Genomic DNA, 15020 nt, shown 5'->3' with positions numbered 1-15020 from the left:
ACGGGTCATGAACGGGCGCTAGAGGAGGGCAGGATGATGCGACGATATTCTTTCCTGCTGCTGGCTGGACTTGGTGGTTGTGCTGTTGGGCCGAATTACCGGGCGGTGTCGCCCGCGGCGTTGCAGGTCCCGAGTGCGTTCAAGTCCTCCACCGCCCTGCCGACCAGCGGACCGACCGCGACGCCGGTCGCCCCCGTCGATCTCGCGCGCTGGTGGACCGGGTTCGGCGATCCGGTAATGACATCGTTGATCGAACGATCGCTGGCGCAGAACCTGGACATCGATGCCGCGGGTGCGCGGTTGCGGCAGGCGCGGGCGTCGATCCGGGTTGCGCGGGCGGACCAGTTGCCGACGGGCAGCCTGTCCGGATCGGTCGGGCGGAGCATCGGCAACCAGGGGCAGTCGGTGGTCGATCCGACGACGGGCACGCAATTATCGACTGGTGGTGACACGACCGTGTACCGTGCAGGCTTCGATGCAGCGTATGAGGTCGACCTGTTCGGCGGGCTCCGTCGCTCGGTCGAGGCGGCGCGCGCGGATTATGGATCGTCGCTGGCGGACTTGCGGTCTTCGCAACAGACCGTCGCGTCCGAGGTCGGGCTCAACTACATCACCGCGCGACTGGCGCAGAATCGGCTGCGGATCGCGCGCAACAATCTGGCGTCGCAGAACGAGACGGTGCAGATCGTCGGCTGGCGTGTACAGGCCGGGCTGGTGAGTTCGCTCGACCTGGAACAGGCGCGGCAGTTGCGCGCGCAGACCGCGGCGACGATCCCGACGCTGGAAAACAATTACGCCAACGCGGTGAACCGGATCGCTGTCCTGCTCGGCACCGCGCCCGGATCAGTCGATGCGGAGATTGCACCGGACCGGGTTATCCCACTGGCGCCGGCCGCTACCGATATTCCGGCGGCGGTCATCGCGCGGCGGCCCGACGTGGCGGCAGCGGAGCGATCACTGGCCGCCGAGACCGCGCGGATCGGCGTGCAGGAGGCGGAGCTTTATCCCGCGCTGCGGCTGACCGGCAGCTTCTCCGGTTCGTCGACCACGATCAGCGACCTGGTGAGTGGGGCGATCGGCAATCTGCTGGCGTCGGTCAGTGCGCCGATCTTTCAGGGGGGGCGGATCCGCGCGGCGATCGAGGGGCAGCGCGCGTCGACCGATGCGGCGCTGGCCAATTACCGGCAGGTCGTGCTGACCGCACTGGAGGATGTCGAGAATGCGCTGACCGCGCTCACCACCAGCGAGCGGCGCGAGCGCGAGATCGTGGTGGCGGAGGAAGCGTCGCGTAACGCGGTGCTTTATGCGCGCAGTCAGTACCGCGCGGGGCTGATCGATTTCCAGACGTTGCTCGACAGCGAGCGCAGCCTGTTGTCGAGCCAGGATAGCCGCGCGACCGCGCGCGGCGACCGTGCGACCGCGACGGTACAGCTTTACAAGGCGCTGGGCGGGGGGTGGCAATCCGCCCCGCTGCCCGCGACCGCCACCCGGACCGGGCCGAGCCCGGTTTTCGACGCAGTGACGAGGCCGTGATGGACCAGACCCAGACCCCCGGCGATCTCGATGCGTTCCTGGGCGCGAAACCGCCGTCGCGCCGGTCGAAGATCCTTAAATGGACCGCGGTGGCGATCGGGTTTGTGCTGCTCGGGCTGCTCGCGATCCGCTTGTTCGGTGGCGACGGCGACGTCGTGCGCTATGCGACGACGCCGCTGGAACGCGGCAACCTGACCGTCACGGTTTCCGCGACGGGCAATCTGCAACCGACCAACCAAGTCGATGTCGGGTCACAGACTTCGGGGCTCGTCACGCGGGTCAACGTCGACAACAACGACCGCGTGACGACGGGTCAAGTGCTCGCGACGATCGACACCGCCACGTTGCAGGACACGATCAACCGCAGTGCGGCGGCGATCGCGGCGGCCGAAGCCAATGTCGGCACCGCGCAGGCGACAGCGCGTCAGGCGAACGCGAACCTGAAGCGCTTGCAGGAAGTATACCGTTTGTCGAATGGCAAGGTGCCGTCGGCGACCGAACTCGATACCGGTCGGGCCGAGGCAGCGCGCGGGCTGGCCGGTGTGCGATCGGCGCAGGCGGCGGTAGCGCAGGCGCGCGCGCAATTGTCGTCCGACCGGACGCAGTTCGAGCGGGCTTCGGTGAAATCGCCGGTCAACGGTGTCGTGCTGTCGCGCCAGATCGAGCCGGGGCAGACCGTGGCGGCATCGCTTAACGCGCCCGTTCTGTTCGTGATTGCCGAGGACCTGTCGCGGATGCGGTTGGAGGTGAAGGTGGACGAGGCCGATGTCGGCCAGGTTCTGGCCGGGCAGCGCGCGACGTTCAGCGTCGATGCGTTTCCGGGCCGGACGTTCCCCGCGCGAATCGAGCGGGTCGACGTGGGTGCCAACTCCGGCACGACGACGAGCAGCACGACGACGACGAGCACGACCGGGACGGTCGTCGCCTATACGGCGCGGTTGACGGTCGAAAACCCGAACTTGCTCCTGCGGCCGGGCATGACCGCGACCGCCGATATTGTGACGACCGAGCGGCAGAATGTTCTGATGGTGCCGAACGCAGCGTTACGCTTCACGCCGCCTAGCGGGGCGGCGGCGGGCGGCGGTGGTGTCGCATCGATGCTGACGCCGCGCGGGGGCCGTGGCGGTGGTGCAACGCGTCAGGCGACGATCGGCCGCGGCAGTAAACAGGCGATCTATGTGCTGGGCGCGGACGGCAAGCCGCAACGCTTGCAGGTTACGGTGGGCGATACGGACGGCACGATGACGATGGTGTCCGGCGAAGGCGTGAAGCCGGGGTTGAAGGTGATCACCGGTACGCTGGCCGGCAGCGACGGGAGCAGTGCGGCAGCGGGTGCCGGTGCCGGCGGCGGGGGGCGCCGGTCGGGTGGCCAGTAAAGCTGACATCCTGATCTCGCTGCGCGGCGTCACCAAGACGTTCGGGCAGGGGCCGACCGCGTTCCAGGCGCTGAAGGGCGTCGACATGGACGTGCGGAAGGGCGATTTCATCGCGGTGATGGGGCCGTCCGGATCGGGTAAGTCGACGACGATGAACATCTTGGGGTGCCTGGACGTGCCGACCGCGGGGCAGTTCCTATTCCGCGGGTTCGCGATCGAGACGCTGGACCGCGACCAGCGCGCTTTGTTGCGGCGGCGCTATCTCGGCTTCGTGTTCCAGGGGTTCAACCTGCTCGCGCGGACGACGGCGCTTGAGAATGTCGAGCTACCGCTGCTGTACCGCGGCGAGGACCGCGCGACGCGGCACCGGATGGGGATGGCCGCGCTCGACAAGGTCGGACTGGCAGACTGGTGGGATCATACACCGGCGGAACTGTCCGGCGGGCAGCAGCAGCGCGTGGCGATTGCGCGCGCGATCGTGACGCAGCCAGACGTGCTGCTGGCGGACGAACCGACCGGCAACCTCGATTCGGAACGGTCGGTGGAGATCATGGAACTGTTGACCGACCTGAACCGGCAGAGCGGGATCACTGTCCTGATGGTGACGCACGAGCCGGACATGGCGGCGTTCGCGCACACCGTGGTGCATTTCAAGGACGGGCTGGTCGACCGGGTCGAAGCAAACCACCGGCCGGGCGTCGTGCCCGCGCTGAACTGAGGGCCGGGAACCGGATATGCAGATGTTCCTCACCACCCTCGTCCTCGCACTGCGCGAGATCCGGCGGCATATCCTGCGGTCGTTCCTGACCATCCTGGGCATCGTGATCGGCGTGTCGGCGGTGGTCACGATGGTGACACTGGGCAACGGCGCCACCGCGGCGGTGAAGGAGCAGATTTCGAGCCTGGGCACCAACATCCTGCAGGTGCGGCCGGGCCAGGGGTTCGGGCGCGGCGGCGGCGGGGCGACGCCGCCAAACTTCGACCTGGACGATGTCGCCGCGATCCGCGGCCAGGTGGCCGGCGTGCGCGCGGTGGCGGCGCAGGCGCAGTCGAGCGGTACCGCGATCCGCAACGCGGCGAACTGGTCGACGACGATCAACGGCACGACGGCGGACTATTTCGACGTGCAGCCATGGCCGCTGACCAGCGGGCGGGTGTTCACGCGGGCGGAGGAGCAGGCGGGCAAGGCGGTCTGCATCATCGGTAGCACGGTGTACGACAACCTGTTCCGCGGCGAGGAAGCGGTCGGCGAGCGGTTCCGGATCCGAGATCTCAGCTGCCAGGTGATCGGCGTGCTGTCCAAACGCGGGCAGTCCGGGTTCGGCGGCGATCAGGACGATGTGGTGATCATGCCGTTGAAGGCGGTGCAGCGGCGTTTTACCGGGAACCGCGAGATCCGGCTGATGCTGGTTGGCACCGACCCGGCGTACGACACGGCGGCGATCCAGTCCTCGCTGCAATCGCTGCTGCGCGAGCGGCGACGGATCAACGGGGGGAAGGAGGATGATTTCAACATCTTCGACACCAAGCAGATCTCCGATACGCTAACCGGCACGACGACGATCCTGACCCGGATCGTGACGGCGGTGGCGGGAATCAGTCTGTTGGTCGGCGGGATCGGGATCATGAACATCATGCTGGTTTCGGTGACCGAACGGACGCGGGAAATCGGCATACGGCTGGCGATCGGCGCGGTGGCGCGCGAGGTGCTGCTGCAATTTCTGGTGGAGGCGGTAGCGCTCGCGTGCCTCGGCGGGATACTCGGGTTGATCCTGGGGTTTGTCGCGTCGATCTCGATCGCGCCGCTGATGAAGGCGCCGTTCATCTTCGATCCGCAGATCAACCTGATCGCGTTCGGTTTCTCGGCGCTGATCGGCGTGGTGTTCGGTTATTTCCCGGCGCGGCGGGCGGCATCGTTGAACCCGATCGATGCGTTGCGGCACGAATGAGGATATTGCTGATCTCCTTTGCGGTCCTGGGCGGAGCGGCGCAGGCCGCACCACGGCCGGACCCGTGCCGAGTGCGCGAGCAGGCGTTCATTTCGCCGGCCGGTGAGGCGTTTCGGGCGCCGCCAGGTGCGCCTGCACCCGTGGCGACGTGGTTCGCCGGGGCGGACCGCAACCGTGACGGGCGGATGACGCTGGCCGAGATGCAGGCCGATGCCGCGCGGTTCTTCGCGACGGTCGACCGCGACGGGAACGGCGAGATCATCCCGGACGAGTTGGCGCTGTACGAGCGGAGCGTACCGGAGCTGAGCTTGTATCAGAGCGGTCCGCCCGACCGGCGGCGACGCGGGAAACAGATTCCGTATGGCGCGCCGATCGGCGGTGGGCGTTATGCGCTGACCAATGTTCCGAACCCGATTGCGGCGGCGGATCTGGACATGAACCGCGGGATCACGCGGGCAGAGTCCGCCGCGGCGATCGACCGGATCTTCATGACGATCGCGAAGACGCGCGGGGATCTGGCGCTGGCCGATCTGCCCGCGACACCACAGGCCGCCATGTTGGCGGAATGCGCCGCGCGCGCAGCAAAGGCACGACGATGAGCGAACAACCACCCCGTATCCTGGTCGTCGACGACGACGCCGATCTCCGCGACCTCGTCGCCGAGTTCCTCGGCGCCAACGGCATGATCGTCGACAGCGCGTCGGGCGGCGCGGAAATGGACCAGCGGCTGGCGGTCAACATGGCCGACCTGGTCGTGCTGGACCTGATGATGCCGGGCGAGGACGGGCTGTCGATCCTCCGCCGGCTGCGCAAGCCGGGCGGGCCCGGGGTCATCATGCTGTCCGCCGTGGGCGACGATACCGACCGGATCATCGGGCTGGAAGTGGGTGCCGACGATTATCTCGCCAAGCCGTGCAACCCGCGCGAGTTGCTGGCGCGGATCCGCGCGGTGCTGCGCCGGCGGCAGGATGGCGGCGGGCGCGGCGGGCCGGAGCGGCGATTCGGCATGTGGACGCTGGACGTCATGCAGCGCGCGCTGGAGCGGGCGGGCGTGCCGCCCGTGGTGCTGACCGATGCCGAGTTCCGGACGCTGAGCGTGTTCCTGGACCGGCCGCAGCAGGTGCTGACGCGCGACCAGCTGATCGACCGCGGGCGGGGCATCGACAGCGATGTGTACGACCGGGCGATCGACGTGACGATCAGCCGGCTGCGCAAGAAACTGGCGCCCGACGATCCGATCCGCACCGTCCGCAACGAAGGTTATATGTTCACGTTGCCGGTCCAGCCGTGATGCGTCGCCGGCGCGGCCTGCCGATCTTTTGGCAGACGCTGCTGCTGGTGCTTGCCAGCCTGATGGTGGCGCAGGCGGTATCGATCGGGCTGTTCCTTTCGCTGCGCCTGCCCCGGCCCGACTATAACGGGATGGCCGACGTGGCGGATGCGCTGCGCGGCGTGCGCGATACGGAACAGCGCGACGGAAGTTTCCGGGTTCAGTTCTCCCGTACCGCCCCTGTTGCGAACGAGTATATGGCTACCGACCCGGCGTTCACGCAGATGCTGGCTTCGCGATTGAACGTGCCGGTTACGCGCGTCCGGTTCTTCTTTGAGCGTGGGCCGCGCGACGGGTCGCCGCTGATCCGGCGGGAAACCGTGGACGGTTCGCCGAGGCGCAAGCGCGAACCGCTGTTCTTTGATACTGTCCGGGCGGGCGTTGCGGTTCCGGGCGGGTGGCGGGTGGTGGAGACGACCGCTCGGCCACCGATCGGGACGTGGCAAAAGCGTAGCGCTTTGTGGTTCGGACTGTCGGCGTTCCTGCTTCTCCCGTTCGTCTGGTTCTTCGCGCGGCGGCTGACCCGGCCGATTCGGCGGTTCGCGGATGCCGCCGACCGTATGGGGGCGGACCCGCACGCCCCACGGATCGAGCAGGAGGGGCCGGCGGAGCTGCGCGTCGCAGCACAGGCGATCAACCAGATGCAGGACAGGATGGGGCGGCATGTGGCGGAACGCACCGCGATGATCGGGGCGATCGCGCACGATCTGCGGACGCCGCTCGCCCGTGTCGCATTCCGGATCGAAGGCGCGCCCGATGCGATCCGCGAAAAGGTGCAGTCCGACATCGAACAGATGCGCGCAATGATCGCGGCGACGATCGGATTCGTGCGCGACGGCACCGAGCGCGAGGACCGCAAGCTCGTAGCGCTCGACGCAGTCCTGTCCGAGCTGGTGGCCGAGGAGCGCGAGATGGGGCGGGCGGTGAGCCTGACGGTTCACACGGCGGTGCAAGTCGAGGCGGACTGGCTTTCGATCCACCGGCTCGTGCAGAACCTGGTCGATAACGGCGTGCGGCACGGCGGCGCAGTGGAGATCCTGCTGATGCAGGTCGAGGAAGAGGCGGTCGTGACCGTGTCGGATCGTGGACCCGGATTGCCCGAGGCCATGCTGGCGCGGGTGTTCGAGCCGTTCGAACGGGGCGATACGTCAAGGAATCTCCAGACCGGCGGGACCGGGCTTGGGCTAACGATCGCGCGGTCGATCGCGCAACGGCATGGCGGGACGCTGACGTTGCGCAACCGGAGCGGGGGTGGGCTCGAAGCGCGGTTCGTTATGCCTGCGCTGTAACGAGGCAGGCGCACGCCACCCGGCATCACGAATCGCTCGCGTCTCCGCTTGAAATAAAATAACACCGGAGGATAACATGCTGAGGCGGCCGTGACGGTCGTTATCGGCGGACCGGGGGCCAACCGGAAGGATGAGGATGACCGACGAGACCGGCGGGCGCGGAAATCTCGCGCCGCTTTCACTCCATGTTCCGGAACCCAAGTTCCGCCCCGGCGACGCGGTCGACTATGCCGATTTCGATCGGGGCGAGGCGGGGCTGATGCCGCGGCCGGACATCGCGGCCGCGCCCGCGACGATGCGCGACCTGTCCTACGGGCTGATCCGCGTGCTGGACGACGAGGGGCGCGCGACGGGGGCGTGGGACCCGCGGCTGACCCCGGACAAGCTGACCGCGATGCTGCGTCACATGGCGCTGACCCGCGCCTATGACGAGCGGATGTACCGCGCGCAGCGGCAGGGCAAGACGAGCTTCTACATGAAGTGCACGGGCGAGGAGGCGACCTGCATCGCCGCCGCGCATGCGATGGACCGCGAGGACATGGTGTTCCCGTCCTACCGCCAACAGGGCGTACTGATCGCGCGCGACTGGCCGCTGGTCGACATGATGTGCCAGGTCTATTCGAACGCGGGTGACCGGTTGAAGGGTCGGCAGATGCCGATCATGTACTCGTCGCGTGCGGCCGCGTTCTTCTCGATCTCCGGCAACCTCGCGACGCAATATCCGCAGGCCGTGGGCTACGCGATGGCGTCGGCGGCGAAGGGCGACAACAAGATCGCGTCCGCGTGGTGCGGGGAGGGTTCGACCGCGGAGGGCGATTTTCATTCCGCGCTGACGTTCGCCTCGGTCTACCGCGCGCCGGTGATTCTGAACGTGGTGAACAACCAGTGGGCGATTTCGTCCTTTTCCGGGTTCGCAGGGGCTGAGGCGACGACGTTTGCGGCACGTGCGGTGGGTTACGGGATTGCCGGGCTGCGGGTGGACGGGAACGACGCGCTGGCGGTCTATGCCGCGACCGAGTGGGCGGCGGACCGAGCGCGGGGCAACCACGGGCCGACGCTGATCGAGCATTTCACCTACCGTGCCGAGGGTCATTCGACCTCCGACGACCCGACCAAATATCGGTCGGCCGAGGAGCAGGGCACCTGGCCGCTGGGCGATCCGATCGTGCGGCTGAAGCAGCACCTCATCGCGCTTGGCGCATGGGACGATGAACGCCATGCCGCGATGGACCGCGAGGTGGCCGAGGAAGTGCGCGCGGCTGGCAAGGAGGCCGAGAAGCAGGGCATCCTGGGCGACGGAATGCACCAGCCATTCTCGACGATGTTCGAGGATGTGTTCGAAGAGATGCCGTGGCACCTGAAGGAGCAGTCGCAACAGATGTTCGACGAACGCAAGGCGGCCGGGATATGAGCGGCGCAGACGAGCAGGGCGACGTCGGCACGGCACGCCCGCTGAACATGATCCAGGCGCTGAACGAGGCGATGGACATCTGCATGGCGCGCGACCCCGACATCGTCGTGATGGGCGAGGACGTCGGTTATTTCGGCGGCGTGTTCAAGGCGACCGAAGGCCTGCAGCGCAAGTACGGCAAGACGCGCGTGTTCGACACGCCGATCACCGAATGCGGCATCATGGGCGTCGCGGTGGGCATGGCGGCGTACGGATTGCGGCCGGTGCCGGAGATCCAGTTCGCGGACTATATCTACCCGGCGCTCGATCAGATCGTGTCCGAGGCAGCGCGGATAAGATACCGGTCCGCGGGCGAATTCATCGCGCCGATCACGGTACGCTCACCATTCGGTGGCGGCATCTTCGGCGGACAGACGCACAGCCAGTCGCCGGAGGGAATCTTCACGCACGTCGCGGGGCTCAAGACGGTCGTGCCGTCGACGCCCTACGATGCGAAGGGGCTGCTGATCGCGGCGATCGAGGACAATGACCCGGTCATCTTCTTCGAACCCAAGCGGATCTACAACGGGCCGTTCGACGGGCATTATGGCCGGCCGGTGACACCGTGGGCGAAGCACCCCGCCGCGATGGTGCCGGAGGGTTATTACCGCATCTCGCTGGGCCAGGCGAAGGTCGTGCGCGGCGGCGGGGACGTGACGATCCTGTGCTACGGCACGATGGTGCATGTCGTCTCCGCAGTGGTGGAGGACATGAAGATCGACGCGGAAGTCATTGATCTTCGGACGCTCGTGCCGCTCGATATCCAGGCGATCACCGCGTCCGTGCAGAAGACCGGGCGGTGCGTGGTCGTGCATGAGGCGACGCGGACGTCCGGGTTCGGCGCAGAACTGTCGGCGCTAGTGCAGGAGCGCTGCTTCCATGCGCTGGAGGCGCCGGTGGAGCGTGTGACCGGGTGGGACACGCCATATCCGCACAGTCTGGAATGGGCGTATTTTCCGGGGCCGGTTCGCATCGGCGAGGCCCTCAAGCGTGTGATGAAGGACTGATCGATGGCCCGTTTCACGTTCAAGCTGCCGGACATCGGCGAAGGCATCGCAGAGGCGGAGATCGTCGCCTGGCATGTCGCGGTGGGCGACATGGTCGAGGAGGACGCGCCGCTGGCCGACATGATGACGGACAAGGCGACCGTCGAAATGTCCGCGCCGGTGGCCGGCCGGGTGGTCGAGGTCGCCGGTGTGGTGGGCGACCAGATCGCGATCGGATCGGTGCTGGCGGTGTTCGAGACCGAGGACGAAGCCGAGGCCGATGCGGGCGACGTGGCGGGCTTTGCCGATGCGGTGGCCCCGCCCGAGGCGGCGGCGGTGGCGGATCCGGTGGCGGCGATCCAGCCTGAGCCGGCGCGGCCCGTGATAGCGGAACCTGTCGTGGCGGCTGAGCCGACGCGGTCGCGGGTTCAGGCGTCTCCTGCGGTCCGGGCGCGGGCGAGCGATCTCGGGATCGATCTGGCCGACGTGAAGTCCGCGCAGGGCGACCGGGTGCGGCATGCCGATCTGGATGCACATCTGCGTTACGCGAGCGCGGCTTCTGTGGCGGCTGTCGCGCCGATGGTTACCGTCGAGCCGGGTGCGGTCGAGGAAGTGCGCGTGATGGGCATGCGGCGGCGGATCGCCGAGAACATGGCGGAGTCGAAGCGCAACATCCCGCACTTCGCCTATGTCGAGGAATGCGACGTCACCGAGCTGGAACGGTTGCGGACCGTCATGAACCTGGACCGCGGTGCGCGGGCGAAGCTGACGCTGCTGCCGTTCCTGATCCGGGCGATGACGCGCGCACTGCCGGCGTTTCCGATGGTCAATGCGCGCTATGACGACGCGGCCGGGGTCGTGTCGCGCCATGCGTCCGTGCATCTGGGTTTCGCGACGCAGACCGACCAGGGACTGACCGTGCCGGTGATCCGCGATGCGCAGGCGCGCGACGTCTGGGCGCTGGCGACCGAGATCGTGCGGCTGGCGGATGCGGCGCGGCGTGGGAAGGCGACGCGGGACGAATTGAGCGGATCGACGATCACGCTGACCTCGCTCGGGCCGATCGGCGGGATCGTGTCGACCCCGGTGATCAACCGGCCGGAGGTCGCGATCGTCGGTGTCAACCGGATCGTCGAGCGACCGGTGGTGGTCGACGGGCAGATCGTGATCCGCAAGATGATGAACCTGTCGTCCAGTTTCGACCACCGCGTGGTGGACGGCTGGGACGCGGCATCGTTCATCCAGGCGGTCCGCCGGCTGATCGAGACGCCGGCGTTGCTGTTCGTGGATTGATCCGGATCAGTAGCTAGGCGGGGAACGGCGTGCGGTCGCCCGGGGTTCTGGAAGGAAACCCGAAAAGGAATACCGCTTGAGCCGCAACCCGACCCGATTCGATATCACCCGTGCGCTGTTCGTCGGCGCGACTGCCGGCCTGGCGGCGTCGTTCGTCATGAATGTCTTCCAGGAGGCGGTCGAACATTTCGGGCCGGATGACGGTGGCGATGACTCGGGCGCCGAGCCGGCGACGGTGCAGGCGGCCGAGGGACTGGCATCGATGGTCGGCGCGGACCTGCCGAAGGCGTTCCGCCCGGCGGCGGGCAGCGCGATCCATTACGCGTTCGGGGCGATGCTGGGCGCCGGCTATGCCGTCATGGCCGAGTATGAGCCGCGCGCGGCCGCGGGGGCGGGCGCCGGTTTCGGCGTGACCACCGCGATCGTGATGGACGAAGCGGCGGTGCCGGCGGCGGGTTTGTCCGACGCGCCTTGGACGTTTCCGCTCGGCACCCATGCCTATGCGCTGGTGTCTCACCTGGTGTTCGGGATGACGGTCGATGCGGTGCGTCGCGGGCTGTACCGCGCCATGCTTCGCGTCCGATTCTGAGGGCGCGCGATGGCGACGATCGTCGATGTGGTGCAGCCGGATGCGGCGCGTTCGGGGGCTGAAGTCGGTGCGGTCGGACCGACCGCGGTGCGCATCGTCGAGGCGGCGTGTGATGTGGGCGACGTCGTCGTGCTGTGCGGGACGGAACAGCGCGCGGAGCGGATCGCGCAGCTCGCCGCGGGCCTGACTGCGACGCACGACGTGCGGTATCTGCCGTCGATCGATACGTTGCCCGGTGACGGGATCGCGGCGTCGCCGGCCGTGGCGGGGCGGCGGATCGCGGTTCTGCGCGAGCTGGGTACCGCGGATCGTCGTGCGGTCATCCTCATCCTGACGGCCGAGGCGGCGACGCGTCGGATCGCCCCGCCGGCCAGCTTTGCGCCGGCTCCGCTGTCTTTTGCGCCGGGCGATGCGTTCGACGGGCCTGCTATCGAGGCGGCCTTGGCCGGGATCGGCTACATCGCCGACGACCGCGTCGATGAAGCGGCGGAGTTCGCCATGCGCGGCGTGCTGGACATGTTTCCGGCGGCCGCCGAAGGGCCTGTGCGGATCGAGCATTCGGACGGTGTCGTCACCGCGATCCACAGCTATGATCCCATCACGCAGCGGAGCACCGGTACGCTTGCGCGCATCGTCGTCGATCCGGCGATCGAACCGAGCGTGCCACGTGGGTCGGTGTCGGTGTTCGAGCATCTCGACCGGCCGCTGGTGCTGGCCGATCCGGACGTGCCGCGTCACCGCGAACGCTATATTGAGCTGATCGCCGATGCGACGCGGACGCGGATCGCCAACCGTCGTGCGGGTTCGATCCCGACATTCCTGAATGATCGTGCCTGGGCGGCGGCGCTTGCCGGCCTGTTGCAGGGGAACATCTCTGCGGGGAACGAGGCGCCGGCCATCCGGTTCGTCGAGAAGTCGCAGCCGGCACGGGCATTGAAGAAGGCGGTGCTGGACGCGCAGGCAGCGGGACGCCGTGTCGTGCTGCTCGGGACGGCGCGCGACCTGCGCTTCCTCTCGCGCCGGATCGCGACGTTGACTGGAGCGACGCCCGCGCCGGTTGCAGGCTGGGACGAGATCGCAGCGTTGCCCGCGAAGTCATTGGCCTTGCTTGAGGTTCATGCGGAGCGCGGGTGGTCAGACGACGGGTTGCTCGTTATCACTGCCGCGGATATTCTCGGCGGACGTGCGGGCGATCCGATGGGCGCGGCGGCGGTCGATCCGCTTGCGTTGCATACGACCGTGCTGCGGATCGGCGATGCGGTGCTGCATGAGGATCACGGGATCGGGATTGTGCGCGGACTCGAGGCGGTGGACGTCGGCGATACGCGGCAGGACGCGCTCCGGCTGGAATATGCCAGGGGCGGCGACCGGTTGGTGCCGGCGATCGAGCTGGACCGCGTCTGGCGCTACGGCGCGGACGAGGGCGGTGTCGCGCCCGATACGCTGACCGGCGAAAGCTGGCTGAAGCGGCGGGTGGAGATCGATACGGCGATCGCGCATACGGCCCGCGGGCTGATCGAGCTGGCGGAGCTTAAGGCGGCGAAGCGCGCCGATCCGCTGGATTATGATGGGCCACGCTACGAGCGGTTCGCCGGGCGGTTCGCGTTCAACGAGACGCCGGACCAGGCGCGGGCGATCGCGGCGGTTCGCGACGATCTGGCGTCCGGGCGGCCGATGGACCGGCTGGTCGTCGGCGATGTCGGGTACGGGAAGACCGAGGTCGCGTTGCGCGCTGCGGCGATGGTCGCGATGTCCGGTCGGCAGGTCGCGGTGGTCGCGCCGACGACGGTGCTGGTGCGCCAGCATCTCCAGGGGTTTCGCAAGCGTTTCGAGGGGCTTGGCGTTCGGGTCGAAAGTCTTTCACGGCTTTCGACGTCGGCGGAGGCAAAGGCGGTCAAGGCCGGGCTTGCCGACGGCAGCATCGATATCGTGATCGGCACGAGTGCGGTGGCGAGCAAGACTGTGCGGTTCGCCAGGCTTGGGCTGGTCGTGGTTGATGAGGAACAGCGGTTCGGGGCGGCGGACAAGGAGAAACTGCGGACGATCTGCGGCTCGTGCCACCTGTTGACGCTGACCGCGACGCCGATCCCGCGGACGTTGCAGTCGGCGCTGGTGGGCATCCAGCAGCTGTCGGTCATCGCGACGCCGCCCGCGCGGCGGCAGCCGACCCGGACCACGATCGGCACGTTTGATCCGGCAATCATCCGCATCGCGTTGCTGCGTGAAAAAATGCGTGGCGGGCAGAGCTTCGTCGTTGCGCCCCGGATCGAGGACCTGGACGGGCTGGCCGAGACGTTGCGTGGGCTGGTGCCGGAACTGACCGTCGTGCAGGCGCACGGCAAGCTGGCGGCGGCGGAGATCGACCGCGTGATGGTCTCGTTCGGGGAGGGGGATGGCGACATTCTGCTCGCGACGAACATCATCGAGGCGGGGCTGGACGTACCGCGCGCCAACACGATGATCGTGTGGCGGACGGACCGGTTCGGGCTGTCGCAGATCCATCAGTTGCGCGGGCGAGTGGGGCGTAGCACGCGGCGTGGGCGGATCCTGTTGACGACCGAACCGGGTGCGACGGTGGCGGAGGCGACGCTGAAGCGGTTGCGGACGATCGCGGCACATGACCGGCTGGGGGCCGGGTTCGAGATCAGCGCGCGCGATCTGGACATGCGCGGCGCGGGCGATCTGCTGGGCGAGGCGCAGGCGGGGCATGTGCGGTTGATCGGGGTCGACCTGTACCAGCATCTGCTGACCGGGGCGCTCCGGACCGCGGCGGGGGAGGTGGTAGATCTGTGGACGCCGGAACTGGCGCTCGGGATCGATTGCCATCTACCTGCGACCTGGATTGCGGAACCGGAGTTGCGGCTCGATATCCATGCGCGGCTGGCGCGGGCGACGTCGGTTGATGCGATTGATGCGCTGACCGAGGAGGTGGAGGACCGGTTCGGGACCCCGCCGGAGGATGCCCGGCGGACCTTCGCGATCGGGCGGATCCGGCAGCTGGCGCGGACGGCCTGCGTGGCGCGGATCGATGCCGGGCCGGCGGCGATCGCGCTGACCCCACGGCGGGACTTTGCAGCCGACGCGAAAGCGGCCGGGCTGGTCGCGAAGGACGATCGGTTGCTCGCGAAAGTCGCCACGACCGATGCGGACGCGCGGATCGCCGCGGTGATGGCGTTGCTGGAGACGCTGATCCCTGACGAGGGGTAGCGCTGCGTGAAGGTTGGG

At 68.0% G+C, this 15020-nt stretch carries 12 protein-coding genes; all 12 read left to right on the top strand.

The genetic code is table 11. The features are described from left to right. Positions 1-36 precede the first annotated feature (36 nt). The 12 genes from IEX50_RS02910 (at position 37) to IEX50_RS02855 (ending at position 15002) form a co-directional block, all read left to right on the top strand. Entirely contained in the window at positions 37-1533 is a 1497-nt protein-coding gene (locus tag IEX50_RS02910) for an efflux transporter outer membrane subunit (RefSeq protein WP_229673614.1), read from the top strand. After that, on the top strand, positions 1533-2909 hold the full coding sequence (locus IEX50_RS02905; RefSeq protein ID WP_157175741.1) for an efflux RND transporter periplasmic adaptor subunit: 1377 nt from the start codon (positions 1533-1535) through the stop codon (positions 2907-2909). Before IEX50_RS02910 ends, IEX50_RS02905 begins: the two co-directional genes overlap by 1 nt. Continuing rightward, a complete protein-coding gene (locus IEX50_RS02900) occupies positions 2899-3627 on the top strand; it encodes an ABC transporter ATP-binding protein (protein WP_157175742.1) in 729 nt (242 codons plus the stop codon). The genes IEX50_RS02905 and IEX50_RS02900 overlap by 11 nt, the downstream gene beginning before the upstream one ends. 22 nt (positions 3628-3649) lie before the next feature. Beyond that, entirely contained in the window at positions 3650-4858 is a 1209-nt protein-coding gene (locus IEX50_RS02895) for an ABC transporter permease (RefSeq protein WP_157175743.1), read from the top strand. Continuing rightward, a complete protein-coding gene (locus IEX50_RS02890; RefSeq protein ID WP_157175744.1) occupies positions 4855-5457 on the top strand; it encodes an EF-hand domain-containing protein in 603 nt (200 codons plus the stop codon). Before IEX50_RS02895 ends, IEX50_RS02890 begins: the two co-directional genes overlap by 4 nt. Beyond that, on the top strand, positions 5454-6149 hold the full coding sequence (locus IEX50_RS02885) for a response regulator (protein ID WP_157175745.1): 696 nt from the start codon (positions 5454-5456) through the stop codon (positions 6147-6149). Before IEX50_RS02890 ends, IEX50_RS02885 begins: the two co-directional genes overlap by 4 nt. After that, positions 6149-7477, top strand: a complete 1329-nt coding sequence (locus tag IEX50_RS02880; RefSeq protein ID WP_157175746.1) for an ATP-binding protein — start codon at positions 6149-6151, stop codon at positions 7475-7477. The genes IEX50_RS02885 and IEX50_RS02880 overlap by 1 nt, the downstream gene beginning before the upstream one ends. Before the next feature lie 136 nt (positions 7478-7613). Continuing rightward, positions 7614-8888, top strand: coding sequence for a thiamine pyrophosphate-dependent enzyme (locus IEX50_RS02875; protein WP_157175747.1), 1275 nt, complete (start codon positions 7614-7616; stop codon positions 8886-8888). Further along, a complete protein-coding gene (locus IEX50_RS02870) occupies positions 8885-9934 on the top strand; it encodes an alpha-ketoacid dehydrogenase subunit beta (protein WP_184075183.1) in 1050 nt (349 codons plus the stop codon). The genes IEX50_RS02875 and IEX50_RS02870 overlap by 4 nt, the downstream gene beginning before the upstream one ends. Before the next feature lie 3 nt (positions 9935-9937). After that, positions 9938-11206: a dihydrolipoamide acetyltransferase family protein gene (locus tag IEX50_RS02865; protein WP_157175748.1), complete on the top strand. Its 1269-nt coding sequence runs from the start codon at positions 9938-9940 to the stop codon at positions 11204-11206. A 76-nt stretch (positions 11207-11282) separates the two neighbouring features. After that, on the top strand, positions 11283-11795 hold the full coding sequence (locus IEX50_RS02860; RefSeq protein ID WP_157175749.1) for a DUF1440 domain-containing protein: 513 nt from the start codon (positions 11283-11285) through the stop codon (positions 11793-11795). A gap of 9 nt (positions 11796-11804) precedes the next feature. Then, positions 11805-15002, top strand: a complete 3198-nt coding sequence (locus tag IEX50_RS02855) for a DEAD/DEAH box helicase (protein ID WP_157175750.1) — start codon at positions 11805-11807, stop codon at positions 15000-15002. The last annotated feature ends 18 nt before the right edge of the window (positions 15003-15020 follow it).

The organism is Sphingomonas prati, assembly GCF_014643515.1.
Lineage (GTDB): Bacteria > Pseudomonadota > Alphaproteobacteria > Sphingomonadales > Sphingomonadaceae > Sphingomonas_R > Sphingomonas_R prati.
This window is presented reverse-complemented; position numbering and strand designations above follow the sequence as displayed.